At 67.3% G+C, this 24809-nt stretch carries 25 protein-coding genes and 1 pseudogene; 21 read left to right on the top strand and 5 right to left on the bottom strand.

Features of this window, described 5'->3' with window-relative positions; all coding sequences use genetic code 11:
• Positions 1 to 66: 66 nt before the first annotated feature.
• Positions 67 to 675 (bottom strand): glutathione transferase GstA, encoded by a 609-nt coding sequence (gene gstA, locus ACQY8B_RS24060; RefSeq protein ID WP_422089012.1) that lies wholly within the window; start codon positions 673 to 675, stop codon positions 67 to 69.
• A gap of 184 nt (positions 676 to 859) precedes the next feature.
• On the opposite strand from gstA, the gene ACQY8B_RS24055 reads away from it, so the two are divergent.
• The 9 genes from ACQY8B_RS24055 (at position 860) to ACQY8B_RS24015 (ending at position 9112) form a co-directional block, all read left to right on the top strand.
• The gene (locus tag ACQY8B_RS24055; protein WP_013538518.1) at positions 860 to 1045 is read left to right on the top strand and encodes a DUF1328 family protein; all 186 of its coding nucleotides are present in this window, start codon (positions 860 to 862) and stop codon (positions 1043 to 1045) included.
• Between the two features lie 160 nt (positions 1046 to 1205).
• Positions 1206 to 2093: a transglutaminase-like domain-containing protein gene (locus ACQY8B_RS24050; RefSeq protein WP_422089011.1), complete on the top strand. Its 888-nt coding sequence runs from the start codon at positions 1206 to 1208 to the stop codon at positions 2091 to 2093.
• Between the two features lie 175 nt (positions 2094 to 2268).
• On the top strand, positions 2269 to 4215 hold the full coding sequence (gene mnmG, locus ACQY8B_RS24045; protein ID WP_422089010.1) for a tRNA uridine-5-carboxymethylaminomethyl(34) synthesis enzyme MnmG: 1947 nt from the start codon (positions 2269 to 2271) through the stop codon (positions 4213 to 4215).
• Positions 4212 to 4853: a 16S rRNA (guanine(527)-N(7))-methyltransferase RsmG gene (rsmG, locus tag ACQY8B_RS24040; protein ID WP_422089009.1), complete on the top strand. Its 642-nt coding sequence runs from the start codon at positions 4212 to 4214 to the stop codon at positions 4851 to 4853. Before mnmG ends, rsmG begins: the two co-directional genes overlap by 4 nt.
• 138 nt (positions 4854 to 4991) lie before the next feature.
• Complete coding sequence (locus ACQY8B_RS24035; RefSeq protein ID WP_422089008.1) at positions 4992 to 5606, top strand: LysE family transporter; 615 nt, start codon at positions 4992 to 4994, stop codon at positions 5604 to 5606.
• A 19-nt stretch (positions 5607 to 5625) separates the two neighbouring features.
• On the top strand, positions 5626 to 6546 hold the full coding sequence (locus ACQY8B_RS24030) for a ParA family protein (protein ID WP_422089007.1): 921 nt from the start codon (positions 5626 to 5628) through the stop codon (positions 6544 to 6546).
• A 16-nt stretch (positions 6547 to 6562) separates the two neighbouring features.
• Positions 6563 to 7111, top strand: coding sequence for an RBBP9/YdeN family alpha/beta hydrolase (locus ACQY8B_RS24025; RefSeq protein WP_422089006.1), 549 nt, complete (start codon positions 6563 to 6565; stop codon positions 7109 to 7111).
• Positions 7111 to 8076: a ParB/RepB/Spo0J family partition protein gene (locus tag ACQY8B_RS24020; RefSeq protein ID WP_422089005.1), complete on the top strand. Its 966-nt coding sequence runs from the start codon at positions 7111 to 7113 to the stop codon at positions 8074 to 8076. Before ACQY8B_RS24025 ends, ACQY8B_RS24020 begins: the two co-directional genes overlap by 1 nt.
• A 127-nt stretch (positions 8077 to 8203) precedes the next feature.
• On the top strand, positions 8204 to 9112 hold the full coding sequence (locus tag ACQY8B_RS24015) for a CsgG/HfaB family protein (RefSeq protein ID WP_422089004.1): 909 nt from the start codon (positions 8204 to 8206) through the stop codon (positions 9110 to 9112).
• 100 nt (positions 9113 to 9212) lie between these two features.
• On the opposite strand, the gene ACQY8B_RS24010 is transcribed toward ACQY8B_RS24015, so the two are convergent.
• On the bottom strand, positions 9213 to 10637 hold the full coding sequence (locus ACQY8B_RS24010; protein ID WP_422089003.1) for an FAD-binding oxidoreductase: 1425 nt from the start codon (positions 10635 to 10637) through the stop codon (positions 9213 to 9215).
• Positions 10638 to 10713: 76 nt separating this feature from the next.
• On the opposite strand from ACQY8B_RS24010, the gene ACQY8B_RS24005 reads away from it, so the two are divergent.
• From ACQY8B_RS24005 to ACQY8B_RS23990, 4 genes are all read left to right on the top strand, one after another.
• A complete protein-coding gene (locus ACQY8B_RS24005; RefSeq protein ID WP_422089002.1) occupies positions 10714 to 11214 on the top strand; it encodes a DinB family protein in 501 nt (166 codons plus the stop codon).
• Between the two features lie 14 nt (positions 11215 to 11228).
• Positions 11229 to 11831 carry a cob(I)yrinic acid a,c-diamide adenosyltransferase gene (locus tag ACQY8B_RS24000; RefSeq protein WP_422089001.1) on the top strand — a complete coding sequence of 201 codons (603 nt, stop codon included), beginning with the start codon at positions 11229 to 11231 and terminating at the stop codon, positions 11829 to 11831.
• Positions 11828 to 12187: a hypothetical protein gene (locus ACQY8B_RS23995; RefSeq protein ID WP_422089000.1), complete on the top strand. Its 360-nt coding sequence runs from the start codon at positions 11828 to 11830 to the stop codon at positions 12185 to 12187. The genes ACQY8B_RS24000 and ACQY8B_RS23995 overlap by 4 nt, the downstream gene beginning before the upstream one ends.
• 111 nt (positions 12188 to 12298) lie before the next feature.
• Positions 12299 to 12820, top strand: a complete 522-nt coding sequence (locus ACQY8B_RS23990) for a class IV adenylate cyclase (protein WP_422088999.1) — start codon at positions 12299 to 12301, stop codon at positions 12818 to 12820.
• On the opposite strand, the gene ACQY8B_RS23985 is transcribed toward ACQY8B_RS23990, so the two are convergent.
• Entirely contained in the window at positions 12821 to 13459 is a 639-nt protein-coding gene (locus ACQY8B_RS23985; protein ID WP_422088998.1) for a GDSL-type esterase/lipase family protein, read from the bottom strand. It lies immediately after the preceding gene.
• A 163-nt stretch (positions 13460 to 13622) separates the two neighbouring features.
• Here ACQY8B_RS23985 and ACQY8B_RS23980 point away from each other — a divergent pair, with 163 nt between their 5' ends.
• From ACQY8B_RS23980 to ACQY8B_RS23950, 7 genes and pseudogenes are all read left to right on the top strand, one after another.
• Positions 13623 to 14804, top strand: coding sequence for an ABC transporter substrate-binding protein (locus ACQY8B_RS23980; RefSeq protein WP_422088997.1), 1182 nt, complete (start codon positions 13623 to 13625; stop codon positions 14802 to 14804).
• Positions 14805 to 14807: 3 nt separating this feature from the next.
• Positions 14808 to 16637 (top strand): ABC transporter permease, encoded by a 1830-nt coding sequence (locus ACQY8B_RS23975; RefSeq protein ID WP_422088996.1) that lies wholly within the window; start codon positions 14808 to 14810, stop codon positions 16635 to 16637.
• 14 nt (positions 16638 to 16651) lie between these two features.
• Positions 16652 to 17209: an OsmC family protein gene (locus ACQY8B_RS23970; protein WP_422088995.1), complete on the top strand. Its 558-nt coding sequence runs from the start codon at positions 16652 to 16654 to the stop codon at positions 17207 to 17209.
• The gene (locus ACQY8B_RS23965) at positions 17193 to 18035 is read left to right on the top strand and encodes an ABC transporter ATP-binding protein (protein WP_422088994.1); all 843 of its coding nucleotides are present in this window, start codon (positions 17193 to 17195) and stop codon (positions 18033 to 18035) included. Before ACQY8B_RS23970 ends, ACQY8B_RS23965 begins: the two co-directional genes overlap by 17 nt.
• Positions 18032 to 18880 carry an ABC transporter ATP-binding protein gene (locus ACQY8B_RS23960; RefSeq protein ID WP_422088993.1) on the top strand — a complete coding sequence of 283 codons (849 nt, stop codon included), beginning with the start codon at positions 18032 to 18034 and terminating at the stop codon, positions 18878 to 18880. Before ACQY8B_RS23965 ends, ACQY8B_RS23960 begins: the two co-directional genes overlap by 4 nt.
• A gap of 34 nt (positions 18881 to 18914) precedes the next feature.
• Positions 18915 to 19723 (top strand): annotated as a pseudogene (locus tag ACQY8B_RS23955) (VOC family protein).
• A 78-nt stretch (positions 19724 to 19801) separates the two neighbouring features.
• Positions 19802 to 20221: an RcnB family protein gene (locus ACQY8B_RS23950; RefSeq protein ID WP_422088992.1), complete on the top strand. Its 420-nt coding sequence runs from the start codon at positions 19802 to 19804 to the stop codon at positions 20219 to 20221.
• A gap of 78 nt (positions 20222 to 20299) precedes the next feature.
• Here ACQY8B_RS23950 and ACQY8B_RS23945 read toward each other — a convergent pair whose 3' ends face one another.
• Both ACQY8B_RS23945 and ACQY8B_RS23940 read right to left on the bottom strand, forming a co-directional pair.
• Positions 20300 to 20563 carry a hypothetical protein gene (locus ACQY8B_RS23945; RefSeq protein ID WP_081269719.1) on the bottom strand — a complete coding sequence of 88 codons (264 nt, stop codon included), beginning with the start codon at positions 20561 to 20563 and terminating at the stop codon, positions 20300 to 20302.
• Between the two features lie 127 nt (positions 20564 to 20690).
• The gene (locus ACQY8B_RS23940; RefSeq protein WP_422088991.1) at positions 20691 to 21635 is read right to left on the bottom strand and encodes a CysB family HTH-type transcriptional regulator; all 945 of its coding nucleotides are present in this window, start codon (positions 21633 to 21635) and stop codon (positions 20691 to 20693) included.
• A gap of 240 nt (positions 21636 to 21875) precedes the next feature.
• Between ACQY8B_RS23940 and ACQY8B_RS23935 the strand changes: the two genes are divergently transcribed.
• Positions 21876 to 24803 (top strand): SEL1-like repeat protein, encoded by a 2928-nt coding sequence (locus ACQY8B_RS23935; protein WP_422088990.1) that lies wholly within the window; start codon positions 21876 to 21878, stop codon positions 24801 to 24803.
• Positions 24804 to 24809 lie beyond the last annotated feature (6 nt).

The raw sequence follows: 24809 nt of genomic DNA, 5'->3' as shown, positions 1-24809 counted from the left end.
GGCTGAAGCAGGCCGGGTTTTCCCTGAGGGTTGCCCGGCCGTGTTGCTTCTTCTGCTTGCTTCGGCTTACTTCAGCAGGCCTTCAGCCTTCATTGCTTCCTGCACCGCGGGGCGGGCGCCGACGCGCGCGTGCCAGGATTGCAGGTTGGGGTAGCCGGAGATGTCCACGCCGGTCGGCTTGGACCAGTTGGTGACGGTGAAGAGGTAGCCGTCGGCCACGCTGAAGGTGTCGCCCATCAGGTACTGCTTGCCGGCCAGCTCGCTGTCGAGCCACTTGAAGCGCGAAGCCAGCTTTTCTTTGGCGATGGTCTTGGCTTCTTCCGGCATGGCCGGGTTGAACAGCGGGCTGAAGCCCTTGTGGATTTCCGTGCCGATGAAGGTCAGCCACTCCTGCAGGCGGTAGCGCTGCATGGTGCCGGAGGCCGGCGCGAGGTTCTTTGTGGGGACCAGGTCGGCGATGTACTGCAGGATGGCCGGGCCTTCGCGCAGGCGGGTGCCGTCGTCGAGTTCGAGCATCGGCACGTAGCCCAGCGGGTTGATGCCGTAGTAGTCGGTGCCGTCTTGCAGCTTGTGGCTCTTGGTGCTGGCCAGCACGGGCTCGAAGGCGAGTCCGGCTTCGTGCATGGCGATGTGGGGAGACAGCGAGCAGGCGCCCGGCGAGTAATACAGCTTCATTCGAAATAACTCCAATGGATTGGCGAGGTGTGATTGTTCTGGGAGACCACGGCGGATGCTAGCGGGTTTGGCGGCGTCGCGTTTTTGTCCTACGACGGCTTGCGCGAGGTGACTATCGGGCGCCGCCGCGGCCGTTTTTAAGCTCCTTCGCACGGCGGGCAAGGCACTGCCGAAGGAGTCTTGAATGTTGAAGTACGCGATCATCTTTGCCGTCATCTCGCTGGTGGCCGGCCTGTTGGGCTTCGGTGGCGTGGCCGCCGGCGCGGCCGGCATTGCCAAGCTGCTGTTCGGCCTGTTCCTGGTGTTGGCGGTGCTGTTCGTGGTGCTGGCCGCCCTGGGGGTGGGTGCCGTGAAGAAAGCGTTGGACTGAGCCATGCTGCGCGACAAACCCCGGTGGCCGCAGGCGCGGTCGCTGGGCTGGCTTCTGCAGAGTCCGGCGCATCGCGTACTGCGTGTGCTGCTCGTGACGCAGGCTCATTGGCAATTGCCCGAACACCGTTCGCGTCGACGACGCACCTGAAGAGAAACCCATGCACATCTCCCACATCGACGCGCAGCTCGACTACGAAGTCGCCGCGCCGGCGCACATGCTGCTCAACATCGAGGCGGCCCGTGCGGGTGCGCAGGCGGTCGTCAACGAAGAACTGAGCATCGAGCCACCGACCGAGATGCAGGTGTTCTGCGACGAGGGCAGCGGCAATCGCTTCATTCGTTTCGATGCAAAGCCGGGGCCGCTGAAGATCAGCTACAAGGCCACGGTGCAGCGTGCCCATGTGGCGGTGCCGACCGATCTTCGCGAAGTGCCGGTGAACGAGGTGCCTGACGATGTCCTGCACTACATGATGCCGACGCGCTACTGCGAGTCGGACCTGATGTCGCGGTGCGCACAGCAGTTGTTCGGTGACCTGCCGCCGGGCATCGGCCGGGTGCAGGCGATCGTCGACTGGATTCACGAAAGCATCGCCTACGAGCCGGGCAGCAGCGACTCGACCACCACCGCGCGCGAGGTGTTCGTGGAACGCGCCGGCGTGTGCCGCGACTTTGCGCACCTGGGCATCACCTTCTGCCGCGCGCTCAATATTCCGGCGCGGCTGGTGGTGGGCTATGTGTGGTTCGACGAGCCGCCGCAGGACTTCCATGCCGTGTTCGAAGCCTGGCTCGGCGGACAGTGGGTGCTGTTCGATCCCACCCGCATGGCGCCTGTCGACCGGCTGGTGCGCGTGGGTACGGGGCGCGACGCGAAGGACGTGGCCTTCTGCACGATCTTCGGCAATGTGCGCATGACCGACAAGAAGCTGGTGATCCGCGAACTGCAGGACGAAAGCCTCGAACCGCCGAAGCCACCGCCACCCTCGGGCGCGCTGGTGGGCATAGAGAAGCCCGTGCCGGTGGTCCAAGTGGAAGAAGTGACCGGCTGACGCGGTTTGTTTGCTATTAAATATATAGCAGACTTTCCAATCGTTGTGTGCATCCGGGGCCGATTTGGCATGGCCCTCTAGCTTGTCCACACAATGGGCGCGAGACCGCACCGGCGATTAAAATCGGTGCCCCTTTTTGCGCCGCGCACGCGTCAGTTGTGCGCCACCATTCCAAATGCTGTACCCCGAAGAATTCGACGTGATCGTCGTCGGCGGTGGCCATGCCGGCACCGAAGCCGCGCTCGCCGCCGCGCGCATGGGCGCCAAGACGCTGCTGCTCTCCCACAACATCGAGACGCTGGGCCAGATGAGCTGCAACCCGTCGATCGGCGGCATCGGCAAGGGCCACCTGGTGAAAGAGGTCGACGCACTCGGTGGCGCGATGGCGATTGCCACCGACGAAGCCGGCATTCAGTTCCGCATTCTCAATTCGAGCAAGGGCCCGGCAGTGCGTGCGACGCGCGCCCAAGCCGACCGCGTGCTGTACAAGGCGGCCATTCGCCATCGCCTGGAGAACCAGCCGAACCTGAGCCTGTTCCAGCAAGCGGTCGACGACCTGATGGTGGAGGGCGACCGCGTGGTCGGCGCCGTCACCCAGGTGGGCATTGCTTTCCGCGCGCGTACGGTGGTGCTGACGGCGGGGACTTTCCTCGATGGCCGCATCCACGTCGGTCTGGACAACTACCAGGCTGGCCGCGCAGGCGATCCGCCGGCTGTGAGCTTGTCGGCACGGCTCAAGGAACTGAAGCTGCCACAGGGCCGCCTCAAGACCGGCACGCCGCCACGGCTCGACGGCCGCAGCATCGATTTCTCGAAATGCACCGAGCAGCCGGGTGACGGCATGCCGGGCGGGGCAGGGCCGATGCCGGTGTTCAGCTTCATGGGCCGCACGGACATGCATCCGCGGCAGATGCCTTGCTGGATCACCCACACCAACGCGCGCACGCACGACATCATCCGTTCGGGCTTCGACCGCAGTCCGATGTTCACCGGCAAGATCGACGGCGTGGGTCCGCGCTACTGCCCGAGCGTGGAAGACAAGATCAACCGCTTTGCCGACAAGGAGAGCCACCAGATCTTCCTGGAGCCCGAAGGCCTGACGACCAACGAGTATTACCCGAACGGGATCTCGACCAGCCTGCCGTTCGACATCCAGTACCAGCTGGTGCGCTCGATGCCTGGGCTGGAGAACGCGCATATCCTGCGGCCGGGCTATGCCATCGAATACGACTACTTCGATCCGCGTGAGCTCAAGAGCAGCTTCGAGACCCGTTCGGTCAAGGGACTGTTCTTTGCCGGGCAGATCAACGGCACGACCGGTTATGAAGAGGCGGCGGCTCAGGGCCTGTTTGCCGGCATCAACGCTGCGCTGCAATGCCGTGGCGAAGACGCTTGGCTGCCGCGTCGCGATGAAGCCTATCTGGGCGTGCTGGTCGATGACCTGATTACGAAGGGCGTGACCGAGCCCTACCGCATGTTCACCAGCCGCGCCGAGTTCCGCCTGCAGCTGCGTGAAGACAACGCAGACATGCGCCTCACCGAATCTGGCCGCAAGTTGGGCCTGGTGGACGATGCGCGTTGGGATGCTTTCAGCCGGAAGCGCGATGCTGTTTCACGTGAAACAGAGCGCCTCAAGTCGATCTGGGTGAATCCGCGAAACCTGCCGGCTTCGGAGTCGGAGCGTGTGTTGGGCAAGGCCATCGACCATGAATACAACCTGGCCGACCTGCTGCGCCGGCCCGATGTGAACTACGAAACGCTTATGTCCCTGGACGGCGGTAAATATGCCGCCCCAGCGATGCTCAGCGAAACCGAGATCGAGCAGATCGAGATCTCTGCCAAATATTCTGGCTACATCGAGCGCCAGCACGACGAGGTAGAGCGTGCCGCGCACTTCGAGAACCTGAAGCTGCCGGCTGACTTCGACTACGGGCAAGTCAAGGCGCTGAGCTTCGAGGTGCGGCAGAAGCTGGACAAGCACCGTCCGGAGACGCTGGGCCTGGCGTCGCGCATCTCCGGCGTGACGCCCGCAGCGATCTCGCTGTTGATGATCCATCTGCGCAAGGGTGGTCACAAGGCCTTCGCCCGCGACGCAGCCGCCACGGAAGCAGCCGCCGAATGACGGCGCCGATCGATACGCTGCGCGCTGGCGCGGCTGCATTGGGCGTGACCCTGTCCGATCAGCAAGGCGAGCAGCTGCTGGCCTACGGCACCTTGATGCTCAAGTGGAACAAGGTCTACAACCTGACCGCGCTGCGTGATCCGGCGAGCGTGCTAACGCACCATCTACTCGACAGCTTGGCTGCCATCGCGCCGTTGCAGCGCGAGTGGGCAGGGAAGGGCAAGTTGCTGGACGTAGGATCGGGCGGCGGATTGCCCGGCGTCGTGATCGCCATCATGCGGCCTGATATCGACGTCAGCTGCCTCGATGCCGTGGCCAAGAAGGCTGCTTTCGTTCAGCAGGTGGCAGCCGAGCTGGAGTTGCCGAACCTGCGCGGCCTGCACGCCCGCGTCGAGTCGCTCACGGGAAGCTACGACATCATCAGCTCGCGCGCATTTGCCTCGCTGCCTGATTTTTTCAATGGCTCGGTGCATCTGCTGGCGCCCGGTGCGGTGTGGCTTGCCATGAAGGGCAAGGTACCGGCCGACGAACTCGCGACCTTGCCGAAGGGCGTTGCAGTGTTTCACGTGGAACAACTTGCGGTTCCAGGCTTGGACGCCGAGCGCTGCATCGTCTGGGCGCGCAAAGAATCCGCCTGAGCAGGCACCTCGATTACCAAAAGAAGCAGTGGCGCCGGCAAAAGCCGGTGCCATAACAGCCTTCACGGCATCGTGCTCGCTTAGACTCGATGCCTCCCCTCTGGTCTCTCTCCGGCTCGCTTTTTCGAGGCAAAACCCATGTTCGGCATCGCTGACTACGGCGCATTCGTCGCCGCCATTGTCCTTTTCCTCCTGATTCCTGGCCCGGGCAACCTGGCGCTGATCACTTCGACCAGCAAGGGCGGAATCCGAGGCGGGCTGGCAGCAACAGCCGGAGTGATTTTGGGCGACCAGTGCCTGATGTGGGCCGCCGTCGCCGGCGTCTCTGCGGTGCTGGCTGCTTATCCGGCCGCTTTCAAGGCGGTGCAGTGGCTGGGTGCCGGCTATCTTGCCTGGCTGGGCATCAAGATGCTGCTGGCCAAGCCGGGCTCGGCACCCATCCTCAACATCAAGCCGAACCACTTCCTGCGCCAGGCCTTCACCATCACCTTGCTGAATCCCAAGGCGATCGTGTTCTACATGGCCTTCTTCCCGCTGTTCGTGGATCCGGCCCGTCACCAGGGCCTGATCACCTTCGGCGCGATGGCTGTCACCATCGCCGCGCTGACCTTCCTGTACGGCCTGACTTCCACGCTGCTCACGCACTTCCTGGCCGAGCGCATCCGTGCCAATCCCCGCATTTCCACCACGCTCGAGAAGCTGGCCGGCACCTTCCTGATCGCCTTCGGCATCAAGCTCGCGATTTCCCGCTGATCGACTCCCTCGTACAGACATGGCCAAGATTTTCTGCATTGCCAACCAAAAGGGCGGCGTCGGCAAGACCACCACTACCGTCAATCTCGCCGCCGGCCTGGCCAAGGTCGGCCAGCGGGTGCTGATGATCGACCTCGACCCCCAGGGCAATGCCACCATGGGTTCGGGCATCGACAAGCGGCAGCTGGAGTTGACGGTGTACGACGTGCTGCTTGAATCGGCCTCGGTGGCCGAAGCGCGGGTCAAGTCCGACAAGCTGGTGGAGGGCGGTTGCAGTTACGACGTGCTGGGTGCCAACCGCGAGCTGGCGGGTGCCGAAGTCGAGATGGTCGCGCTCGACCGCCGCGAAAAGCGCCTGCGCACCGCCTTGGCCGCCGTCGGCGCGGAGTACGACTTCGTGCTGATCGACTGCCCGCCGAGCCTGAGCCTGCTGACACTGAACGGCCTGTGCGCGGCCCACGGCGTGATCGTGCCGATGCAGTGCGAGTACTTCGCGCTCGAAGGGCTGACCGACCTGGTCAACACCATCAAGCAGGTGCACGCCAACCTCAACAAGAACCTGCAGATCATCGGCCTGCTGCGCGTGATGTTCGATCCGCGCATCACGCTGCAGCAGCAGGTGAGCGAGCAGCTGAAGTCCCACTTCGGCGACAAGGTGTTCGACACGGTCATTCCGCGCAATGTGCGCTTGGCCGAGGCACCGAGCTACGGTTTGCCTGGCGTGGTGTTCGACCCCGCCGCGCGGGGCAGCCAGGCCTTCATCGCTTTTGCCCAGGAGCTGGTCGAGAAGATGCCGCCTGCCAGCGCATTCGCCTCGGGCGCGGTGGCGCCGCCGATCGTGCCGGTGGAGCGCATCGCGCCGGACCTGCCGATTCCGGCCGACGTAATGGCGCCGGCTACCGCGCCGGAGTCCGGTTCCACCAGCGAAAACAACGCCTGACGCGGGGCCACGGCACATGACTGCAGCACCCCGCATCCTGCTGCTACCCGGATGGCAGAACAGCGGCCCCGGCCATTGGCAGACCCGATGGGAATCCGTCCACGGCGACCATCGTGTCGAGCAGCACGAGTGGATGCGTCCGCTGCGCGGCGACTGGTCGATCCGTCTCGAGGAAGAAGTGCTGGCATCGCCCGGCCCCGTGGTCCTGGCCGCGCACAGCCTCGGCTGCATCCTCGTCGCCGCCTGGGCCTCGCACTCGCGCAACACCCACAAGGTGCGTGGCGCGCTGCTGGTGGCACCCGGGGACCTGGAGCGCGACGACCTGCGCCAGCAGATTCCCGGCTGGGCGCCGATCGTGCGGCAGCCGCTGCCGTTTCCGGCGGTGCTCATCGCCGCCAACGACGATCCGTATTGCGAAGCCTCGCGCTCGCGCCAGATGGCCAGCGACTGGGGCGCGCGCTTCGTCGACGCCGGCGCACGCGGCCACCTGAATGCCGAATCCGGCCTGGGCGACTGGCCCGAAGGCCGGGACCTCCTGAACGAAATCTCGAAAGAAAAGAACTGATGGCGACCAAGAAACCCAAGGGCCTCGGCCGCGGCCTCGAAGCGCTCCTCGGCCCGACGGCTGCGCCTTCCGCCGACAACGGCATCGGTGGCGGCAATGGCGGCCGGGAAGAGGGTGGCGCGCCGCAGAACCCGAACACGCTGATGCTCGACCAGATGGTCGCCGGCGTCTACCAGCCGCGCACGCGCATGGACGAAGGCGCGTTGTACGAACTGGCCGAGAGCATCAAGGTGCAGGGCATCATGCAGCCGATCCTGGTTCGCAGGCTCGACCCCGAATCGGCAGCCGCCAAGAATGCCGAGTACGAAATAATCGCGGGCGAGCGCCGCTTCCGCGCCGCCAGGCTGGCGGGTCTCGACAGCGTGCCGGTGCTGGTGCGCGACGTGCCCAACGAGGCCGCTGCGGCAATGTCGCTCATCGAGAACATCCAGCGCGAGGACCTCAATCCGCTGGAAGAAGCCCAAGGTTTGCAACGTCTTGTTACAGAATTCGGCCTCACGCACGAGCAAGCCGCGCAGGCCGTGGGTCGTTCGCGCAGCGCCGCCAGCAACCTGCTGCGCCTGCTGAACCTGGCCGAGCCCGCGCAGCAGATGCTGATGGCCGGCGACATCGACATGGGCCATGCCCGCGCGCTGCTGTCGCTCGACCGGGGCACGCAGATCACGGCCGCCAACCAGATCGCTGCCAAGAAGATGTCGGTACGCGAAGCCGAGGCGCTGGTGAAGAAGCTTGCGGCCGAGTTCACGCTCACACCCTCGCGCCGCAGCAACGACGGCGAGAAGTCGCGCGACCTGCAGCGCGTGGAAGAAGAACTGGCCGACCTGCTGACCGCCGAAGTCGAGGTGCGCATCAAGAAGCGCAGCAAGCGCGGCGGCCGGATCGAGGAGAGCGGCGAGCTCGCCATCCACTTCGGCTCCATCGAGGCACTCAACGGACTGATCGAGCGCATCCGCCGAACAGCCTAGGTTGCGAATATGGCTTCGGGCATTCGTTTGATTGCATTCGGTTGATTGATTCCTGCAATCCTTTGCGCGTATCCTCGACCGCTGGTTTTTCCAACCCGCAAATCTTTGATAACCGAGGGAGTCCTCCATGCAGTTCACCAGGTTCCCGCTCGCGGCCGTGGCCGTCGGCGCACTTCTTCTCACCGGCTGCGCAGCCACCGACATGCAGATGGGCAGCCAGTCGGCCAAGACCATGGCCACCGGCAGCGCGGCCGGCGGCGCCACCGACAACGCGAGCGGCCAGCTCGAGCGCTGCGAATCGCCTCTGGGCACGGTCTCGCTGATCGAGAACCAGAGCGCCGGCTGGTACACCATTCTTACCGGCGAGTACCGCCTGCCGCCCACGGCCAACCTGCTGCGCCTGCTGGTGCAACAGTCGAACTGCTTCATCGTCGTCGAGCGCGGCGCGGCCGGCATGAACGCGATGACGCGTGAACGCGCGCTGCAGCAGTCGGGCGAAATGCGCGGCGGCAGCAACTTCGGCCGTGGCCAGATGGTCGCTTCCGACTACGGCCTGTCGCCCGAGATCGTGTTCAGCAACAGCGATGCCGGCGGCATCGGTGGCGCGCTCGGCGGCCTGGTGGGTGGCGGCCGTGGCCGTGCACTTGCGCAGCTCGGCGGCAGCATGCAGACCAAGGAAGCCAGCGCGCTGCTGACCCTCATCGACAACCGCTCCGGCGTGCAGGTCGCGGCTTCGGAAGGCAGCGCCTCCAAGACCGATTTCGGCGCCTTCGGCGCGCTCGCCGGCCGCAGCGCGGGCGGCAACCTCGGCGGCTACACCAACACGGCGCAGGGCAAGGTGATTGCCGCCGCCTTCATGGACGCCTTCAACCAGATGGTCCGTTCGCTGCGCAACTACAAGGCGCAGACGGTGCGCGGCCAGGGCCTCGGCGGCGGTGGCCGCCTGGGCGTGGACGGCGGCGCGGCGCCGTCGCAGACCTATGTGCCGGCCGAGAAGCCGGCGCCCACGCGCCGCCGCAGCAACAGCAGCAACTGATCGATCGATCGCTCGCCTCGCGCGATCGGAAAAAAAGCCCGGGGCTCTCGCGAGCCGCCGGGCTTTTTCATGGAACGTCCGGGAACGGACGCTCGGGCCGTCAGAGGCTGAAGATCTTCCCGGGGTTCATGATGTTCTTCGGGTCTAGCGCGCGCTTGATGGTGCGCATCATGTCGATCGCGCCCACGCCTGCTTCAGTGACCAGGAAGTCCATCTTGTGCAGCCCCACGCCGTGCTCGCCGGTGCAGGTGCCTTCCAGCGCCAGCGCGCGGCTCACGAGCGCATGGTTCAGCTCTTCGGCCTTCACGCGCTCTTCGGGGATGTTCGGGTCGAGCAGGTAGCCGAAGTGGAAATTGCCGTCGCCCACGTGGCCGACCAGGAAGTAGGGGATGCCGCTGGCATCGGCCTCGGCCACCGAGTCGAGCAGGCAGTCGGCCAGCCGCGAGATCGGCACGCAGGTGTCGGTCGAGATCACGCGGCAGCCCGGGCGCGACTGCACCGCCGCGAAGTAGCTGTTGTGCCGCGCGGTCCACAGGCGCGTGCGTTCTTCCGGCGTGCTGGCCCATTCGAAGGCATTGCCGCCGTGGCCGCTGGCCAGCTCCTGCACCGTCTCGGCCTGCTCCTTCACGCCGGCGGGCGAGCCGTGGAATTCCATCAGCAGCATCGGCTCTTCGCGCAGGTTCAGCTTGGCATAGGCATTCACCATGCGCACCGTGTTGACGTCGATCAGCTCCACACGCGCGATCGGCACGCCCAGCTGGATGGTCTCGATGGTCGTGCGCACCGCGGCCTCGATGCTCGGGAACGAGCAGATCGCGGCGGACACCGCCTCGGGCAGCGGATAGATGCGCAGCGTGATCTCGGTGACCACGCCCAGCGTGCCCTCGCTGCCCACCATGAGGCGCGTGAGGTCGTAGCCGGCGGAAGACTTCTTCGCGCGCGTGCCGGTGCGAATGACTTCGCCGGCGGCGGTGACCACCTCCAGCGCCAGCACGTTCTCGCGCATGGTGCCGTAGCGCACCGCGTTCGTGCCGCTGGCGCGCGTGGCGGTCATGCCGCCGATGGAGGCGTCGGCGCCGGGGTCGATGGGGAAGAACAGGCCCGTGCTCTTGATCTCTTCATTGAGCTGCTTGCGTGTGACGCCCGGCTGCACCGTCACCGTGAGGTCGTCGGCGTTGACCGACAGCACGCGGTTCATGCGCGACACGTCGATGCTGATGCCGCCTTGCACCGCCAGCAGGTGGCCTTCGAGCGAGGAGCCCACGCCGAAGGGGATGACCGGCACGCTGTGCTCGCTGGCCAGCTTCACCGCGTCGGCCACGTCCTGCGTGCTTTCGGCGAACACCACGGCCGAGGGCGGCGGCGCGTCGAACGAAGACTCGTCGCGACCGTGCTGCGTGCGCACCGCCAGCGCCGTGGAACAGTTGGCGCCGAAGCGGGCCTTCAGCCCGTCGATCAGGCTGGCGGGAACGTCGCGCAGATGAAGCTCCGGCATCAGGTGCGAGGTTTGGGTCGGGGCGTTCATCGGGGCGTCTCCTGCGTGGGGTGAGGGGGATCGGCCATTTTACGGAGCGAGCACCATAATGCGCTTCGGAAAAAACATGAACCCCACCACCCTCAGCGCACTCGCGGCCTTCCCGTCGCAACTGGAGGCCCACTACGCGGCCATTCCCCCGGCCTTCAGGCACTGGACGCCGCCCTCGTGGGAGGGCATGCCCAGCGAGGCCTTCACCGCCATCGAACAGCTCTGCCATGTGCGCGACATCGAAGTCGAGGGCTACCACGTGCGCTTTCGCCGCACGCTGCAGGAGGCGCACCCGACCCTGGCCTCGATCGACAGCGAGCCGCTGGCCGTCGAGCGCAACTACGGCGCGGCCGATGCGGCAAAGGTGCTGGCCGACTTCCGCCTGGCGCGCGTGCAGACCATGGAGGTCATCTCCAGCCTGAGCGACGCGCAGCTGCAGCGCACGGCCGTATTCGAGGGCTACGGCCCGCTGACCATGCGCAGCCTCATTCATTACCTCTGCAGCCACGACCAGCAGCATCTTGCAGGCCTGCAGTGGCTGGCCGGCAAGATTGACGCATCGAGCGTCGCGCAATAAAAGCAGGAGCGCCCATGGGCAACCGACTTTCCCAGATCGCCACCCGCACCGGCGACGATGGCACCACCGGCCTCGGCGACAACACCCGCGTGCCCAAGGACCATCTGCGCGTGCATGCGATGGGCGACGTGGACGAACTCAACTCGAACATCGGCGTGCTGCTGTGCGAGCCCATGCCGGAGCCCGTGCGCGAGCTTCTGGTCGATGTGCAGCACCAGCTCTTCAACCTTGGCGGTGAGCTCTCGATGCCGGGCTTCACGTTGCTGAAGTCCGATGCGCTGCTGCAGCTGGACAACGCCCTGGCAGAGCACAACGCCGCGCTGCCGCGGCTGGCCGAATTCATCCTGCCGGCCGGCACCCGCGCGGCCTCGCTCGCGCATGTGTGCCGCACGGTGGCGCGAAGGGCCGAACGCGCGGTGGTCGCGCTGGGCGCCACGGCCGAGCTCAACGATGCGCTGCGCCAGTACCTCAACCGTCTGAGTGATCTGCTGTTCGTGCTGGCGCGCGTGCTCAACCGCATGAACGGCGGTGACGACGTCTACTGGAAGAGCGAACGCATGGCGCGTGCTGCCGCAGCGGAAGCAGCAGAAGACGAGGACAACAAGGAGGCCCCATGAAATTCCCGAACACCGTCAGCGCATCGCTCGCCTTGGCGATGGCCGCCGCGATCTGGCTGCCGGTCGCCGCGCAGGCCCAGAGCGCCGACAACCCACCCAAGGCACAGCGCGCCCACACACTCAAGCAGCCGTCGCGCGGCGGCAAGGTGGTGGGCAGCGTGCAGCGCGGCACCAACGCGGCGGGCCGGGGCATCGGCCGCGCGGACGCAGCCACCCGGCGCGGCGTCAACAACGTATCTGAAAAAGCCAGCCGCCCGGTGCGCAATGTGGGCGAGGCTTTCGGCCGCAAGCTCGCGCCAGGTTCCAGCGGTCGCGCTGCGCCACCGCCTGTAGGCCCACAGGGCAGCGCGCCTTGATCGTCGATCCAGGAACACCGTGGCACCGGCTTTGCCGGGCCACCGGTGTTGCCCCCGGAAGGGGGTTGGCGAAGCGACACGAAGTGCGCGAAGCCTGGGGGAGAACCTGATATGGCAAGAAACATAGAGATCAAGGCCCGCATCGACAGCGTCGAACGCGTGGCAACCATCGCCGCGACATTGGCCGACGAGGGCCCCACAGAGATCGCACAGGACGACACCTTCTTCCGCTGCAACGACAGCGCCGACCGCCTCAAGCTGCGTACCTTCGCACCCGACCACGCGGAGCTGATCTTCTACCGCCGCGCCAACAGCGCAGGCCCCAAGGAATCGTTCTACCTGATCACGCCCTGCAGCACACCCGACGTGCTGCGCGAATCGCTCACGCTCGCATGGGGCCAGGCAGGCCGCGTTCGCAAGCAGCGCCGGTTGTTCCTCGTGGGCCGCACACGTGTGCACCTGGACCACGTGGAAGGCCTGGGCGAATTCCTTGAGCTCGAAGTGGTGCTGGAAGAGGGCGAGTCCGCCGAAGCCGGCATCGTGGAGGCGCATGCACTCATGGAGCGACTGGGCGTGGGCACCGACCAGCTGGTGCAGGGCGCCTACGTCGATCTTCTGAACAGCGCCGCCTGATCAGCGCCAGCCCGCGGCCTTCAGCTGGTCCGCCAGCAACTGCGCGACCTTTTCATAGCCTCGTGCATTGGCATGGATGCGGTCGGAGCGCAGCGATGCATCCGACAGCACGCTCGAATAAACATTGGCGACAAGCAGAGCCTGCCCCGACTTCGCCACCTCTTCATAGAACGGCGCGTCGCTGAGCGAGCCGACGAATGCGCGCATCGCGTCGGGCGCCGGCGTGGCCAGCACCGCGACGTGCGGCGTGTGCGCGCGTGCCAGGTCGATCAGCTTCGCCAGGTTGTCGCGCGTGGCCGCGGCAGACACGCCGCGCAGCATGTCGTTGCCGCCGATGCCGATCAGGATCGCGTCGTAGCTTGCGCCATTGAGCAGCCCTGGCAGCCGCTGCAGCGCGCCCGCCGAGGTGTCTCCGTTGACGCCCTCGTTGTCGATCTGCCAGCCCGTGATTTCGCCCAGCTTCACGGGCCATGACGCGTCGGTCGGCGCGCCGTAGCCGAAGGTCAGGCTGTCGCCGAGAGCCAGCACGCGGGCGCCGGGCTTCAATGCGCTGGAGGAGGCCTTGCGCTTGCCGCAGGCAGCCAGTGCTGCCGCGGCGGGCACGCCGGCCAGCAGGTGGAGGAGGTGTCTTCGCTTCATGCTGCGCGCAGCTTAAGCGCGGGCGCAAGTTGCCCGGGCGCTTGCCCCTTTTCTCGGAAAGCGCATAAGCCTCCCCGTTTTTGTTCGTTCCCCGGCGAAGGGGGCAGGCGAAGAATCGCGGCCCTGCATCTTCATTCATCACCACCGACCGGGGCCCGACACCATGCCGCTGCTTTCCCGCCACCGCTTCCTGCGCCATGTGGCCGTTCTTTCCGCTGCCCTGTTGGCCGCGCCGCTCGCGGCCCTGGCCGCACCGGCCACGGGCGATCCCGTATGGTTCGGCGTGAGCGGTCCGCTCACCGGGCAGAACGCGCAGTACGGCGCGCAGTGGAAGGCCGGCTTCGACCTCGCGCTGGAGCACATCAATGCCCAGGGCGGCATCCATGGCCGCCCGCTGGCCTACAACTTCGAGGACAGCCAGAGCGACCCGCGCCAGTCGGTGGCCATCGCGCAGAAGCTGGTGAACGACAAGCGCGTGCTCATCGAGCTCGGCGACTTCTCCAGCCCGGCCTCGATGGCGGCATCGCCCATCTACCAGCGCGCGGGCCTGGTGCAACTGGGCTTCACCAACTCCCACCCCGACTTCACCAAGGGCGGCGACTACATCTGGAGCCCCTCCATCAGCCAGGCCGATGCACAGCCGCTGCTGGCCGAGCTCGCGGTGAAGACGCTGGGCTTCAAGCGCATCGCGGTGCTCTACCTCAACACAGACTGGGGCCGAACCAGCAAGGACGTGCTCGTGAAGGCCGCGCAGGAACGCGGCGCGCAGGTCGCGATTGCAGAGGGCTACCAGCCCGACGAGAAAGACTTCCGCTCGACGCTGGTGCGCGTGCGCGACGCCAACCCCGACGGGCTGGTGCTCATCTCCTACTACCCCGACGGCGCGCTCATCGCGGGCCAGGTGCGCAGCGTGGGGCTCAGGCAGCCCATCGCCGCGGTGGGCTCGGTGTATTCGCCGAAGTTCATCGAGCTGGGCGGCGCGGCGGTGAACGGCATCTTCACCAACACCGCTTTCTATCCGGAGGAGCCGCGCGCCGAGGTGCAGGACTTCGTGAAGAGCTTCCGCGCGAAGTACGGCAAGGAGCCGGACGCGTTCAATGCCTACGCCTACGACGCCGTGGTGTACGCCGCCGCCGCGCTGCGGCAGGCCGGTGCGAACGCCGATCGCAAGGCCGTGCGCGACGCGTTCCACAAGATCAAGGACGTGCCGAGCGTGATCTTCGGCAAGGCCGGCTTCGATGCGCAGACGCGGCGGATCATCGGCGTGAAGAGCGTGAATCTTGTCGTGAAGGATGGCAAGTGGGCGCAGCTGGACGAGAAGGCGGCGCTTGCTGCGGCCAGGTAGCCGATGAGCTTCACCTCCTTCTTCGACTACACCGTCAACGGCCTGATCATCGGCAACATCTACGCGTTGCTGGCGGTCGGGCTCGCGTTGATCTTCGGTGTCTCGCATCTCATCAACTTCGCGCACGGCTCGGTTTACACGGTGGGCGCGTACATCGGCTGGGCGTCGATCACCTACCTGCACGTGCCGCTGCCCGTGACCATCCTGCTGGTGGTGCTGGGCTCCGGCGCGCTCGGCATGCTGATCGAGCGCGTAGGCCTGCGGCCGCTGCAGGGCGCGGCTCGCATTGCGCCGCTGCTGGCCACCATCGGCATCAGCTTCGTGCTCGACATCCTCGTGCAGCTGGTGTTCAGCCCCGACCCGCGCTCGCTGCCCACGCAGCTGCCCGACTGGCGGCTGCAGATCGGCACCGGCACCATCGGCGCGCTCGACATCCTGATTGCGGGCATCGGCCTCGCGAGCGCGGCCGTGCTGTTTCTCTTCCTGCGTTTCACCAGGCTCGGCTGGGCCGTGCGCGCCACCGCGCAAGACCGCGACGTGGCGCAGCAGATGGGCGTGGACGTCGACCGCGTGAACCAGACCGTGTTCGCCATTGCCGCCGCGCTGGGTGGCCTTTCTGGCTTGCTGGTGGGCATGTACTACAACAACATCAGCCCGGCGATGAGCTTCCAGGCCACGCTCAAGGGCGTGGTGGCCACGGTGGTCGGCGGCGTGGGCAACGTGCCGGGCGCCATCGTCGGCAGCCTGTTGCTGGGGCTGATCGAAAGCTACGGCGTGGCCATTCTCGGCACGCCGTACCGCAACCTCTTTGCCTTCGCGCTGCTGCTGGTCATCCTGGTGTGGAAGCCGAACGGCCTGTTCGACCGCAAGCGCGCACTGCCGCCCGAGCCGCTGACCGGCACCTTCATCGCGCCGAGCAAGCCCTGGGACATACCGCGCCGCGTGCTCGCCGCGGTGTTCGCGGTGGCTGTGGCATTGCCGCTGTTCGATCCGTCGCCGTACCTGCTGCAGACGCTCACCAACGCATGGCTCTACGGTGCGCTGGCGCTGAGCCTCACGCTGGTGGCCGGCACCATCGGGCAGATCTCGCTCGGCCATGCGGGGCTGCTGGCCATCGGTGCGTATGCGTCGTCGCTGCTGGTGCTCGACCTGCACCTGCCGGTGGGCACGGGCATCGTGCTGGCGGGCATCCTCACGTCGCTGATCGGCACCGCGCTCATCTTTCCGGCCTTCAGGCTGCGCGGCCACTACGTGTCGATCGCCACGCTGGGCATCGGCGAGATCGTGGCGCTCACCATCCTCAACTGGGAAAGCCTCACGCACGGGCCCATCGGCGTGTCGGGCATACCGCCGCTGTCGCTGTTCGGGCGCGATGCTTCGTCGAACCAGGCCATCTACTGGGCTTCCTTCGGTGCGATGGTGCTTCTTGCGCTGCTGCAGTGGCGTCTCTTGCGTTCGCACCTGGGCCGCACCTTCCGCGCGGTGCGCGAAGACGAAGTGGCGGCGCGCGCCTACGGCGTGAGCCCCGACCGCTACAAGGCGCTGGCCTTCGGCTTCGGCGGCTTCGCGGCCGGCGTGAGCGGCGCTTTCACCGCGCACATGTATTCGTACATCAACCACGAGACCTTCGGCTCGCAGATCTCGATCCTCGCGCTGACGATGGTGATCCTCGGCGGCCTCGGGAACATCAGCGGCGCGCTGCTGGGGGCGGTCGCGCTCGTGAGCCTGCCGGAGCTGTTCCGCGTGACGGCCGAGTACCGCATGCTGATCTACGGCGTCGCGCTGCTTTTCTTGATCCGCTTCCGCCCGCAGGGTTTGCTGGGCACTGTCTGAAAGAACACCACACCATGAGCCACCTGAACGACTACCTCGCCGAGAAACGCGCCGCCGTGCTCGCACGCAATGCCGCCGTCGAGGCCGGCACGGCTCAGCCCGTGCAGCTCAAGGCCAGCGTGAAGGCCGAAGGCCGCAGCGGCGTGCGCCGCCTGCGCATCCGCGACCACCAGGTCATCAGCGACAGCCCGCCCGACTTCGCGGGCTACAACCTCGGCCCCAGTTCGCCCGAGCTGCAACTGGGCGTGCTGGGCACCTGCGTCACGCACATCTTCCTGATCCAGGCGGCCGAGCGCCGGGTGCCGCTCGAAAGCCTCGAAGTGGAAGTGACCGGCATCATCGATCCGCGCGGCGGCAAGCCGGGCCATGAAAAGACGCCCATCTGGCCGCACGAGATCGGCTACACGGTGCACATCGATTCACCCGCGAGCCGCGAAGAGATCGACGCGCTGTTCGAGGCGGTCGAACGCAACTGCCCCATCCTGAACCTGCTGCGCAATCCGCAGGCCATCCGCGCCGACGTGAAGCTCGTGAACTCGAAGGCGAAGGCCGCCGATGCCGTCGCTGCTTGAGATACGCGGCCTGGTGCGCCGCTTCGGCGGCCTCACCGCCGTCGATGCCGTCGACCTGCATGTAGGCGAGGGCGAGCTGCTGAGCGTGATCGGCCCGAACGGCGCGGGCAAGACCACGCTGTTCAACCTGGTCACCGGCCTCGACAGGCCCGATGAAGGCCGGGTGCTGTTCGACGGAGAAGACATCACCGGCCTGCCCGCGCAACAGCTCGCGCAGCGCGGCCTGGCGCGCACGTTCCAGCATGGGCGTGTGTTCGCGAATCTCTCTGTGCTCGACAACGTGCTGGTCGGTGCGCACACACGGCTGCGTGCCGTGAAACCACGCGCGGGCGGCGTGCCGGGCCTGGGCGCATTGGCCGAGCTTGCGCTGGCGCTGGTGCAGCCCGCCGCCGTGCGCCGCGAGGAAGACGCACTGCGCGAAGAAGCGCGCGAGATCATCGCGCTCTTCGGCGAACGGCTGGCGCCGCGCATCGACCATCCGGCCTACAGCCTCTCCTATGCCAACCGCCGCCGCGTGGAGATCGCACGCGCGCTCGCGCTTCGGCCGCGCCTGCTGCTGCTCGACGAGCCCACCGCCGGCATGAACGAGAGCGAGACCGCCGAGATGCTGGAGATCATTCGCAGCCTCAAGGCGCGCGGCCAGGCCATCCTGCTGATCGAGCACAAGCTCGACCTCGTGATGCGGCTCTCCGACCGTGTGGCCGTGCTCGACGATGGCCGCAAGATCGCCGAAGGGCTGCCCAATGAAGTGCGCAACGACCCCGCGGTGATCGAGGCGTATCTCGGCCATCGCCATGTGGGTGCGGCAGAGGCGGTGCCCGCATGATCGCCACCGTCGCACGCACAGGCCTTTCTCCGTCGCCGCTCTGGGGAGAGAGCCGGGGCGAAGAGGGGCTGCCGGAGCGCACTGCCGCGCCGGCTCCGAATGAATCGCACAAGCCGCTGCTGCAGCTGAAGAAGGTCAACAGCTTCTATGGTCCGGTGCAGGCCCACTTCGACCTCGACATCGAAGTGCGCAAGGGCCAGATCGTGAGCCTGCTCGGCGGCAACGCCAGCGGCAAGTCGACCACCATGAAGATCGTGCTCGGCCTGCTCAAGCCGCGCTCGGGCGAAGTCAATTTCAACGGCGCTTCCACGCTCGGCCTGAGCACGCCGCAGATCATCCGCAAGGGCATCGGCTCGGTGCCCGAGGCGCGCCGGCTGTTCCCGGCCATGACAGTGCGCGAGAACCTGCTGATGGGCGCCTATGCGCGCAGCGACCGCAAGGCCGTGGCCGAAGACCTCGAACGCATGCTCGAGCTGTTCCCGCGCGTGGCGGAGCGCATCGAGTTCCAGGCCGGCACGCTGTCGGGCGGCGAGCAGCAGATGGTGGCGATGGCACGCGCGCTCATGGGCCGTCCGCAGCTCATCTGCATGGACGAACCGACCATGGGACTGTCGCCGCTGTATGTCGACAAAGTGCTGGAGCTCATCGCGCGCATCAACGCACAGGGCGTGTCGGTGTTCATGGTCGAGCAGAACGCGAGCCTCGCGCTGCAGATCGCGCACCACGGCTACGTGCTGCAGACCGGGCGCATCGTGCTGTCGGGCCCGGCGCGCGAACTGCTGGCGGACGCGCGCATACGCGATGCCTACCTCGGCGGCGACGGCGCGGCGCGCACCGCTTCCTGATTCGGCGAAAGCCCACGGAGAGAGAGAACCACTCATGCCATTGAAACTCGACCACATCGTCATTGCGGTGCACGACCTCGAACGCGCCATCGCCGACTACGGCGCGCTCGGCTTCCACGTGCTGCGCGGCGGCGACCATCCGGGCCGCGCCACGCACAACGCGCTGGTGGTTTTCGGCGACGGCAGCTACTTCGAGCTGATCGCATGGCGCGAAGCGTCGCCCGCCGAACGCTGGTGGCAACTGCTGCGGAAGCACGGCGAGGGCATCGTCGACTTCGCGCTGCTTCCGCGCGACACCGCGGCCACGGTCGCTGGCAGACGGCGCGCGCGCCCTCGGCCGACTTGCCCTTCCTGTGCGGCGACCTCACGCCGCGCGCGCTGCGCGTGCCCGAAGGCGACGCGCGCGTGCATGCCAACGGCGCGCTCGGCGTGGCGAGCCTGGCCATCGCCGTGCGCGACCTCGATGCGACGCTCGCGCGCTACCGCGCATTGCTGGGCACGGTGCCCGAGGATGCCGAAACCCACATCGGCGAGCCAGTGGCGGTGCCCGGCAGCCATCTGCGCGTGGCGGTCGTCGCGTTGGGGAGCAGCGTGCTCGTGCTGTCGTCGCCGCGCGAGAACGCGGCCCACGCGGGGGAGGGCAGCGACACGCTCACACAGCGCATCGCCGCGCGCGGAGAAGGGCCCTATGCGCTGGTGCTGCACACGGGCCGGCCGCAATCTACCGGCACCTTCGACCTTGCACGCACCCACGGCGCGTTGATCGAACTCGACCGGCCGCCGCCGGACCGTTTGCAGGACAAGGCCCCGCACGGATACCAGCGCTTACCTGATTTCACCTGACCGCGACCTGAAACGGCCGTTGCGGACACATGCGGGGCACACAATGGACTCGTCTCATCAACGCATGGAGGATTCCAGATGAACATCAAGTCAAAGAGCATGGCCGTTGCCGCAGCGGCACTGGCAATGTGCATGGCCGCCGGCAGCGCCGTTGCTCAGGATCGTCGTTTCGACGGCCGTCCCGGCCCGGGCGACGGACGCTTCGAACAGCGCGGCCCCAACTTCGATCACCGTGGCCCTCCGGGCTACCGTGGCAACCAGGACTTCCGTGACGGCCGCCAGTTCGATCGCCGCGGCTTCCCGCAACCGCACGCCGAATGGCGCCGTGGTGGCCGCGTGCCGCCGGAGTACCGTGGCCGCAACTACGTGGTACAGGACTGGCGTGCCTACCGGCTGCAGCAGCCGCCGCGTGGGTACCAATGGGTGGGCGTGGGCGGAGACTTCGTGCTCGCGGCCATTGCCACCGGCGTGATCGCGAACATCATCGCAGGCCAGTAAACAGACGCTGTTTCGGCCATTGCGCGAAACAGCACTGCAGAAACGACGCCGCAGGCCGCGAGGCTTGCGGCGTTTTTTTCAGACCAGTGCGGTGGGCGCCGATTGGGCGCAGACGTTGCGGCCGGTGATGGTCAGGCGCAGCCCGCCGCCGTGCCATTCGAGCCAGTTGAGGCTCACGTATGCATCGATGTCGGCATCGTCGATGCGGTCGGCCTGGCGGCTCTGCAGCAGTTCGACGGTGGCGGGCAGCGCCCGTCTCAGCCGTTCGCGCCGCTCCGCGGCATCGGCGGCCTTGAGGGCGGCCCTTGTTTGCTGTTGCTGCTGCTGCGGGGTCGATGCCATTGCTGATCCGTTTCCAGGAAGCCAGGGAATTAACCCGAATGTACGCCGCCTGTGTGAAGCTGCATTCTTCTTTTTTAACCTTTCTGTCGTCCCCGGTACACACCCCCCAAACGCCACTGGACAGGCTCTAGATTTCGTAGTGCGAGGCTTTGGCCTCGTCTCCCAGGGCCTTTTCGACCACCGCCCGCGTCAGCGTGGGCGCGAACGATTCGATGAAGGCATAGACGTACTTGCGCAGGTAGGTGCCCCGCCGTACCGCGAGCTTGGTGAGGTTGATGCCGAAAAGCCGCCCCGCATCGAGCGCGCGCAACTGGGTGTCGCGCTCGGCTTCGTAGGCCACGCCGGCCACGATGCCCACGCCCAGGCCCAGCTGCACGTAGGTCTTGATGACGTCGGCGTCCATCGCGGCCAGCACGATGTTGGGCTGCAGTCCGCGCTGCTCGAAGGCCTCGTCGATGCGCGAGCGGCCGGTGAAGCCGGTGTCGTAGGTGATGAGCGGATAGCGCGTGAGCGCATCGAGCGTCAGCGGTGCGTCGAGCAGCGGATGCCCCGGCGGCACGATCACCGAATGCGTCCAGCGGTAGCAGGGCAGGGCGACCAGCTGCGGATAGTCGCCCAGCGCCTCGGTGGCGATGCCCACGTCGGCTTCGCCGTCGAGCAGCATCTGCGCGATCTGCTTGGGCGAGCCCTGGTGCAGGTGCAGCTTCACGTTCGGGAACTGCGCACGGAATTCCTGCACCGCCACCGGCATCGCATAGCGCGCCTGCGAGTGCGTGGCCGCCACCGACAGCAGCCCGCTTTGCTGCGCGATGAATTCCTGGCCCGCGTGCTTGAGGTTGCTGCTCTCCATCAGCATGCGCTCGATGATCGGCAGCACATGCCCGCCGGGCTCGGTGAGGCCCGTGAGCCGCTTGCCGGCGCGCACGAACAGCTCGATGCCGAGCTCTTCCTCGAGCTCGCGGATCTGCCGGCTCACGCCGGGCTGGGAAGTGTGAAGGGTGTGGGCGACTTCGGTCAGGTTGAAGCCGCAACGAACGGCCTCGCGTACCGAGCGCAGTTGTTGGAAGTTCATCTGGCGCGCAAGAGAGTCGGGGCCCCGGTTGAGGCCGACCGGAGATTCTCGGCAGAACTGCTTATTCGGTGAACGATGCGTTTGTTGGTTTCACATGAGCAAAACATCTTTAAGGCTTTTGCCGCCACTTCGAGGAGGGCGTGGGGGTGAGCGCGCGGGTCGCTCGGCGCCTCGTGGCGCGCCCCTAAACTGCCCGTCAACCCTGGCCTTCGCCAGGGACCACACACGCACCGACCGCACATGGGTAATCGCTCCTGGCTCTATCTCGAACACCGCACCGCAGCCGATGACGAAGAGGCCGCCTCCACCGAATTCGGCGCGGCGAACAACAACTTTCCCGTGCTCTGGCAGATCCTGCTGGCGGACGGCGCGGCGGGCGCGGCCATCGACCACCAGCGCGTCTTCGGCGATGCCGGCACCCGCAACCTCGCCAGCGACGCGCACACCGCGCTGGGCCGCGTCCGGCGCATGCAGGCCTTCGTGGAGCGGCATCCGATGCTGCACACGCTGCCGCAGGTCGCGCTCCAGTTCGAGGCGCTGGCGCTGCATCTGGCCGCGCTGATCGACGAGGCGCCCGAAGGCACCCGGCCGTGCCTGTCCGCCGACCTGGACGAGCTGTCGTGGATGGACGGCGATGCGCAGCAGGGCGGCTTCATCGAGCGCAGCCGCAACGAATGCAATGCGCGGTGGGCGCGCGTGCAGCGTTGCATCGACAGCGGCAACCACCCCGGCTTCGACGCCGAACTCGGCATCAAGCGCTTCGCCGACTGGGAGGGCTGGGCCTGGCAGTTCGGCCTGGGCGGTGTTTCGCATGCGTACTTCAACGGCTACGAGCCGCCGCGCGACGAGCGCTTCGAAGACTTCATGGCGAATGAAGGCGACGGCGACGAGCAAGACGGGGAAGCTGGAGAAGACCGCGACTGGGACAACCACCTGGACGGCCCGCTCTGGCGCTTCGAGGCCAACGGCCTGTGGGGCGTGCGCTTCTCGGAAGACGGCGACCGGCGCACCGTGGCCGAGCCCGCGTGGGACGACATCCGCGCCAGCGGCGCGAGCGACGCGCGCCTGCTGTGGGTGTCGCGCGGCGAGCACACCGGTCTGCTGCTTGCGGACGCCGATGCACCGCGCGTGCTGCTCGAACCGCAGCTCGACGAGGCGTGGGACTTCGAGGACGACATCGCCACCGTGCTGGTGGGCGACCACATCGGGCTGCTGCGCATGGACGGCAGCTGGCTCATGGCGCCTTCGGTCGACGAGATCTGGAGCTTTGCCGGCGGCGTGGCGCGCGCCCGCGTGGGCGAGCGCCAAGGCTACGTCGATGCGCAGGGCCGATGGGCCATTGCGCCGCAATTCGACGAGGCCGAAGACTTCGCGCCCTGCGGCCTCGCACCCGCGCACACCGACGCCGGCTGGGGCCTGGTGCGCACCGACGGCGCATGGGCCGTGCCGCCGGGTTTCGACACCCTCGAGTGGCACCACGACTGGGACGCCTTCGAAGCCACGCGCGGCGGCAAGGCCGGGCTCATCGATGCGCAGGGCCGCGTGGCGGTCGAGCCGGTGTACGAGGTGCTGGAGCTGCTCGAGGAATATCCCGTCGAGATGCTGGAGGCCTCCGACGCGGCGTCGAGCCATGCCCCGCCCGTGGCCCGGCCGAAGCGCTTCGCCGTGCAGCGCGAAGCGGGCCGGTGCGGGCTGATCGACGCGCGGGGCCAGGTGCTGGTGCCTTTCGACTACGGCCTGTTCGAATCGCTGGAGCCGCTGACCGGCGAGGAGCGCGCTCACGCGATGGTGCAGCGCGACCTGGTGCGCGTGGCGTCCAAGGGCGGCCGCACGGCGAAGAACGCGCCATGGTTGCGCGGCATCTACGACATCGGCGCCGGCCGCGAGCTGGTGCCCTGCAGGCATCGCACGGTGCAGCCGCTGACGTGGGGCACGCAGGACATCGGCTGGCTGGTGGCCGACCCGCTGCCGCGCGCTGAAAAGACCGACAAGACCGCCAAGGGGCAGCTGGCCGTGGGCGTGCTCCGCGCCGACGGGTCCATGCTGCATCCGCAGGCCTATCCCTGGATCGCGTCGCCGGTCTCCGTCAGCGAGGGCTGGTACGCCGTGCTGGTCCGCTCCGAGCTGCGCAAACGCTGGAGCGCGGGCGAGCCAGTGAAGGCCGCGCGCAACGACCGCGACGTGTACGTCTGGCTGCATGCCGACGGTAGCGAGCAGGACCACGCCGCGCACATGGCCGCGCGCCATGCGGCGGGCGACCTGCGGGCGGCCTACGAGCTGGCCTGCCATCTGCGCGATGGCGAGGGCGTTCCGGCCGACGCAATGCAGGCCCTGCAATGGATGGCGCGTGCCGCCGGCGTGCGTGCGCCGGGCGATGCGCCTGCCAGCGCGTCACCCGGCGGCTTGCCCGAAGCCATGCGCGAGCTGGCGCTGATGCTGCGCGCGGACGCGGCGGGCAGGGGCGCCGACCCGGCCGGCGCGCGCGCATGGCTCGTCCACGCCGTTGCGCACGGCGGCGCAGACGACGCGGAAACCCAGGCCCAGCTGGGCTACATGCTCTTCGAAGGGCTGGGCGGCGAACGCGACCCGGAGGCCGGCGTGCGGCACTATGAAGCGGCCGCCGAACGCGACAACCCCATGGCGCTGTTCAACCTGGGGCTGGCGTTGCGGGCCGGCGAGCAGGTAGCGCCCGACATGGCGCGCGCCGCGGGCTACTTCCGCCGTAGCGACGAAGCTGGCGACCAAGACGGCACGCTGCAACTCGGCATCACCCTGTGCAGGCAGGCCGCGGAGGCGGGCGAGAAAGATGGCGGCGAGGCAGCCGATGCGGCGCGGGCGAAGGTGCTCCATGCCGAAGCGGCCTACGCGTTCCAGAAGCTGGCTGAAGACGACGACAGCCGCCTGCAGGGCTGGGGTTGCTACGAGCTGGGCATGCTGCGCTTTCACGGGCATGGCGCGCCGCCGGACGCCGCCGAGGCCGAACGCCGGCTGCTGGCCGGCGCCGCGCTCGGCGATTGCGAGCAGAACCTGGAAAGCCAGCGCGCCTGTGTCGAGGACCTGGCGCATGTGCTCTATGGCGACCGCGAGAGCCCGCTGTTCGACGCGCACAAGGCGGCCGAATGGGCGCAGCGCCTGCAGGCGCTGCCCGAGGCCGCTCCGGGGGACTGAGGCCGG

Source organism: Variovorax sp., from assembly GCF_965279555.1.
GTDB lineage: Bacteria > Pseudomonadota > Gammaproteobacteria > Burkholderiales > Burkholderiaceae_C > Variovorax.
This window is presented reverse-complemented; position numbering and strand designations above follow the sequence as displayed.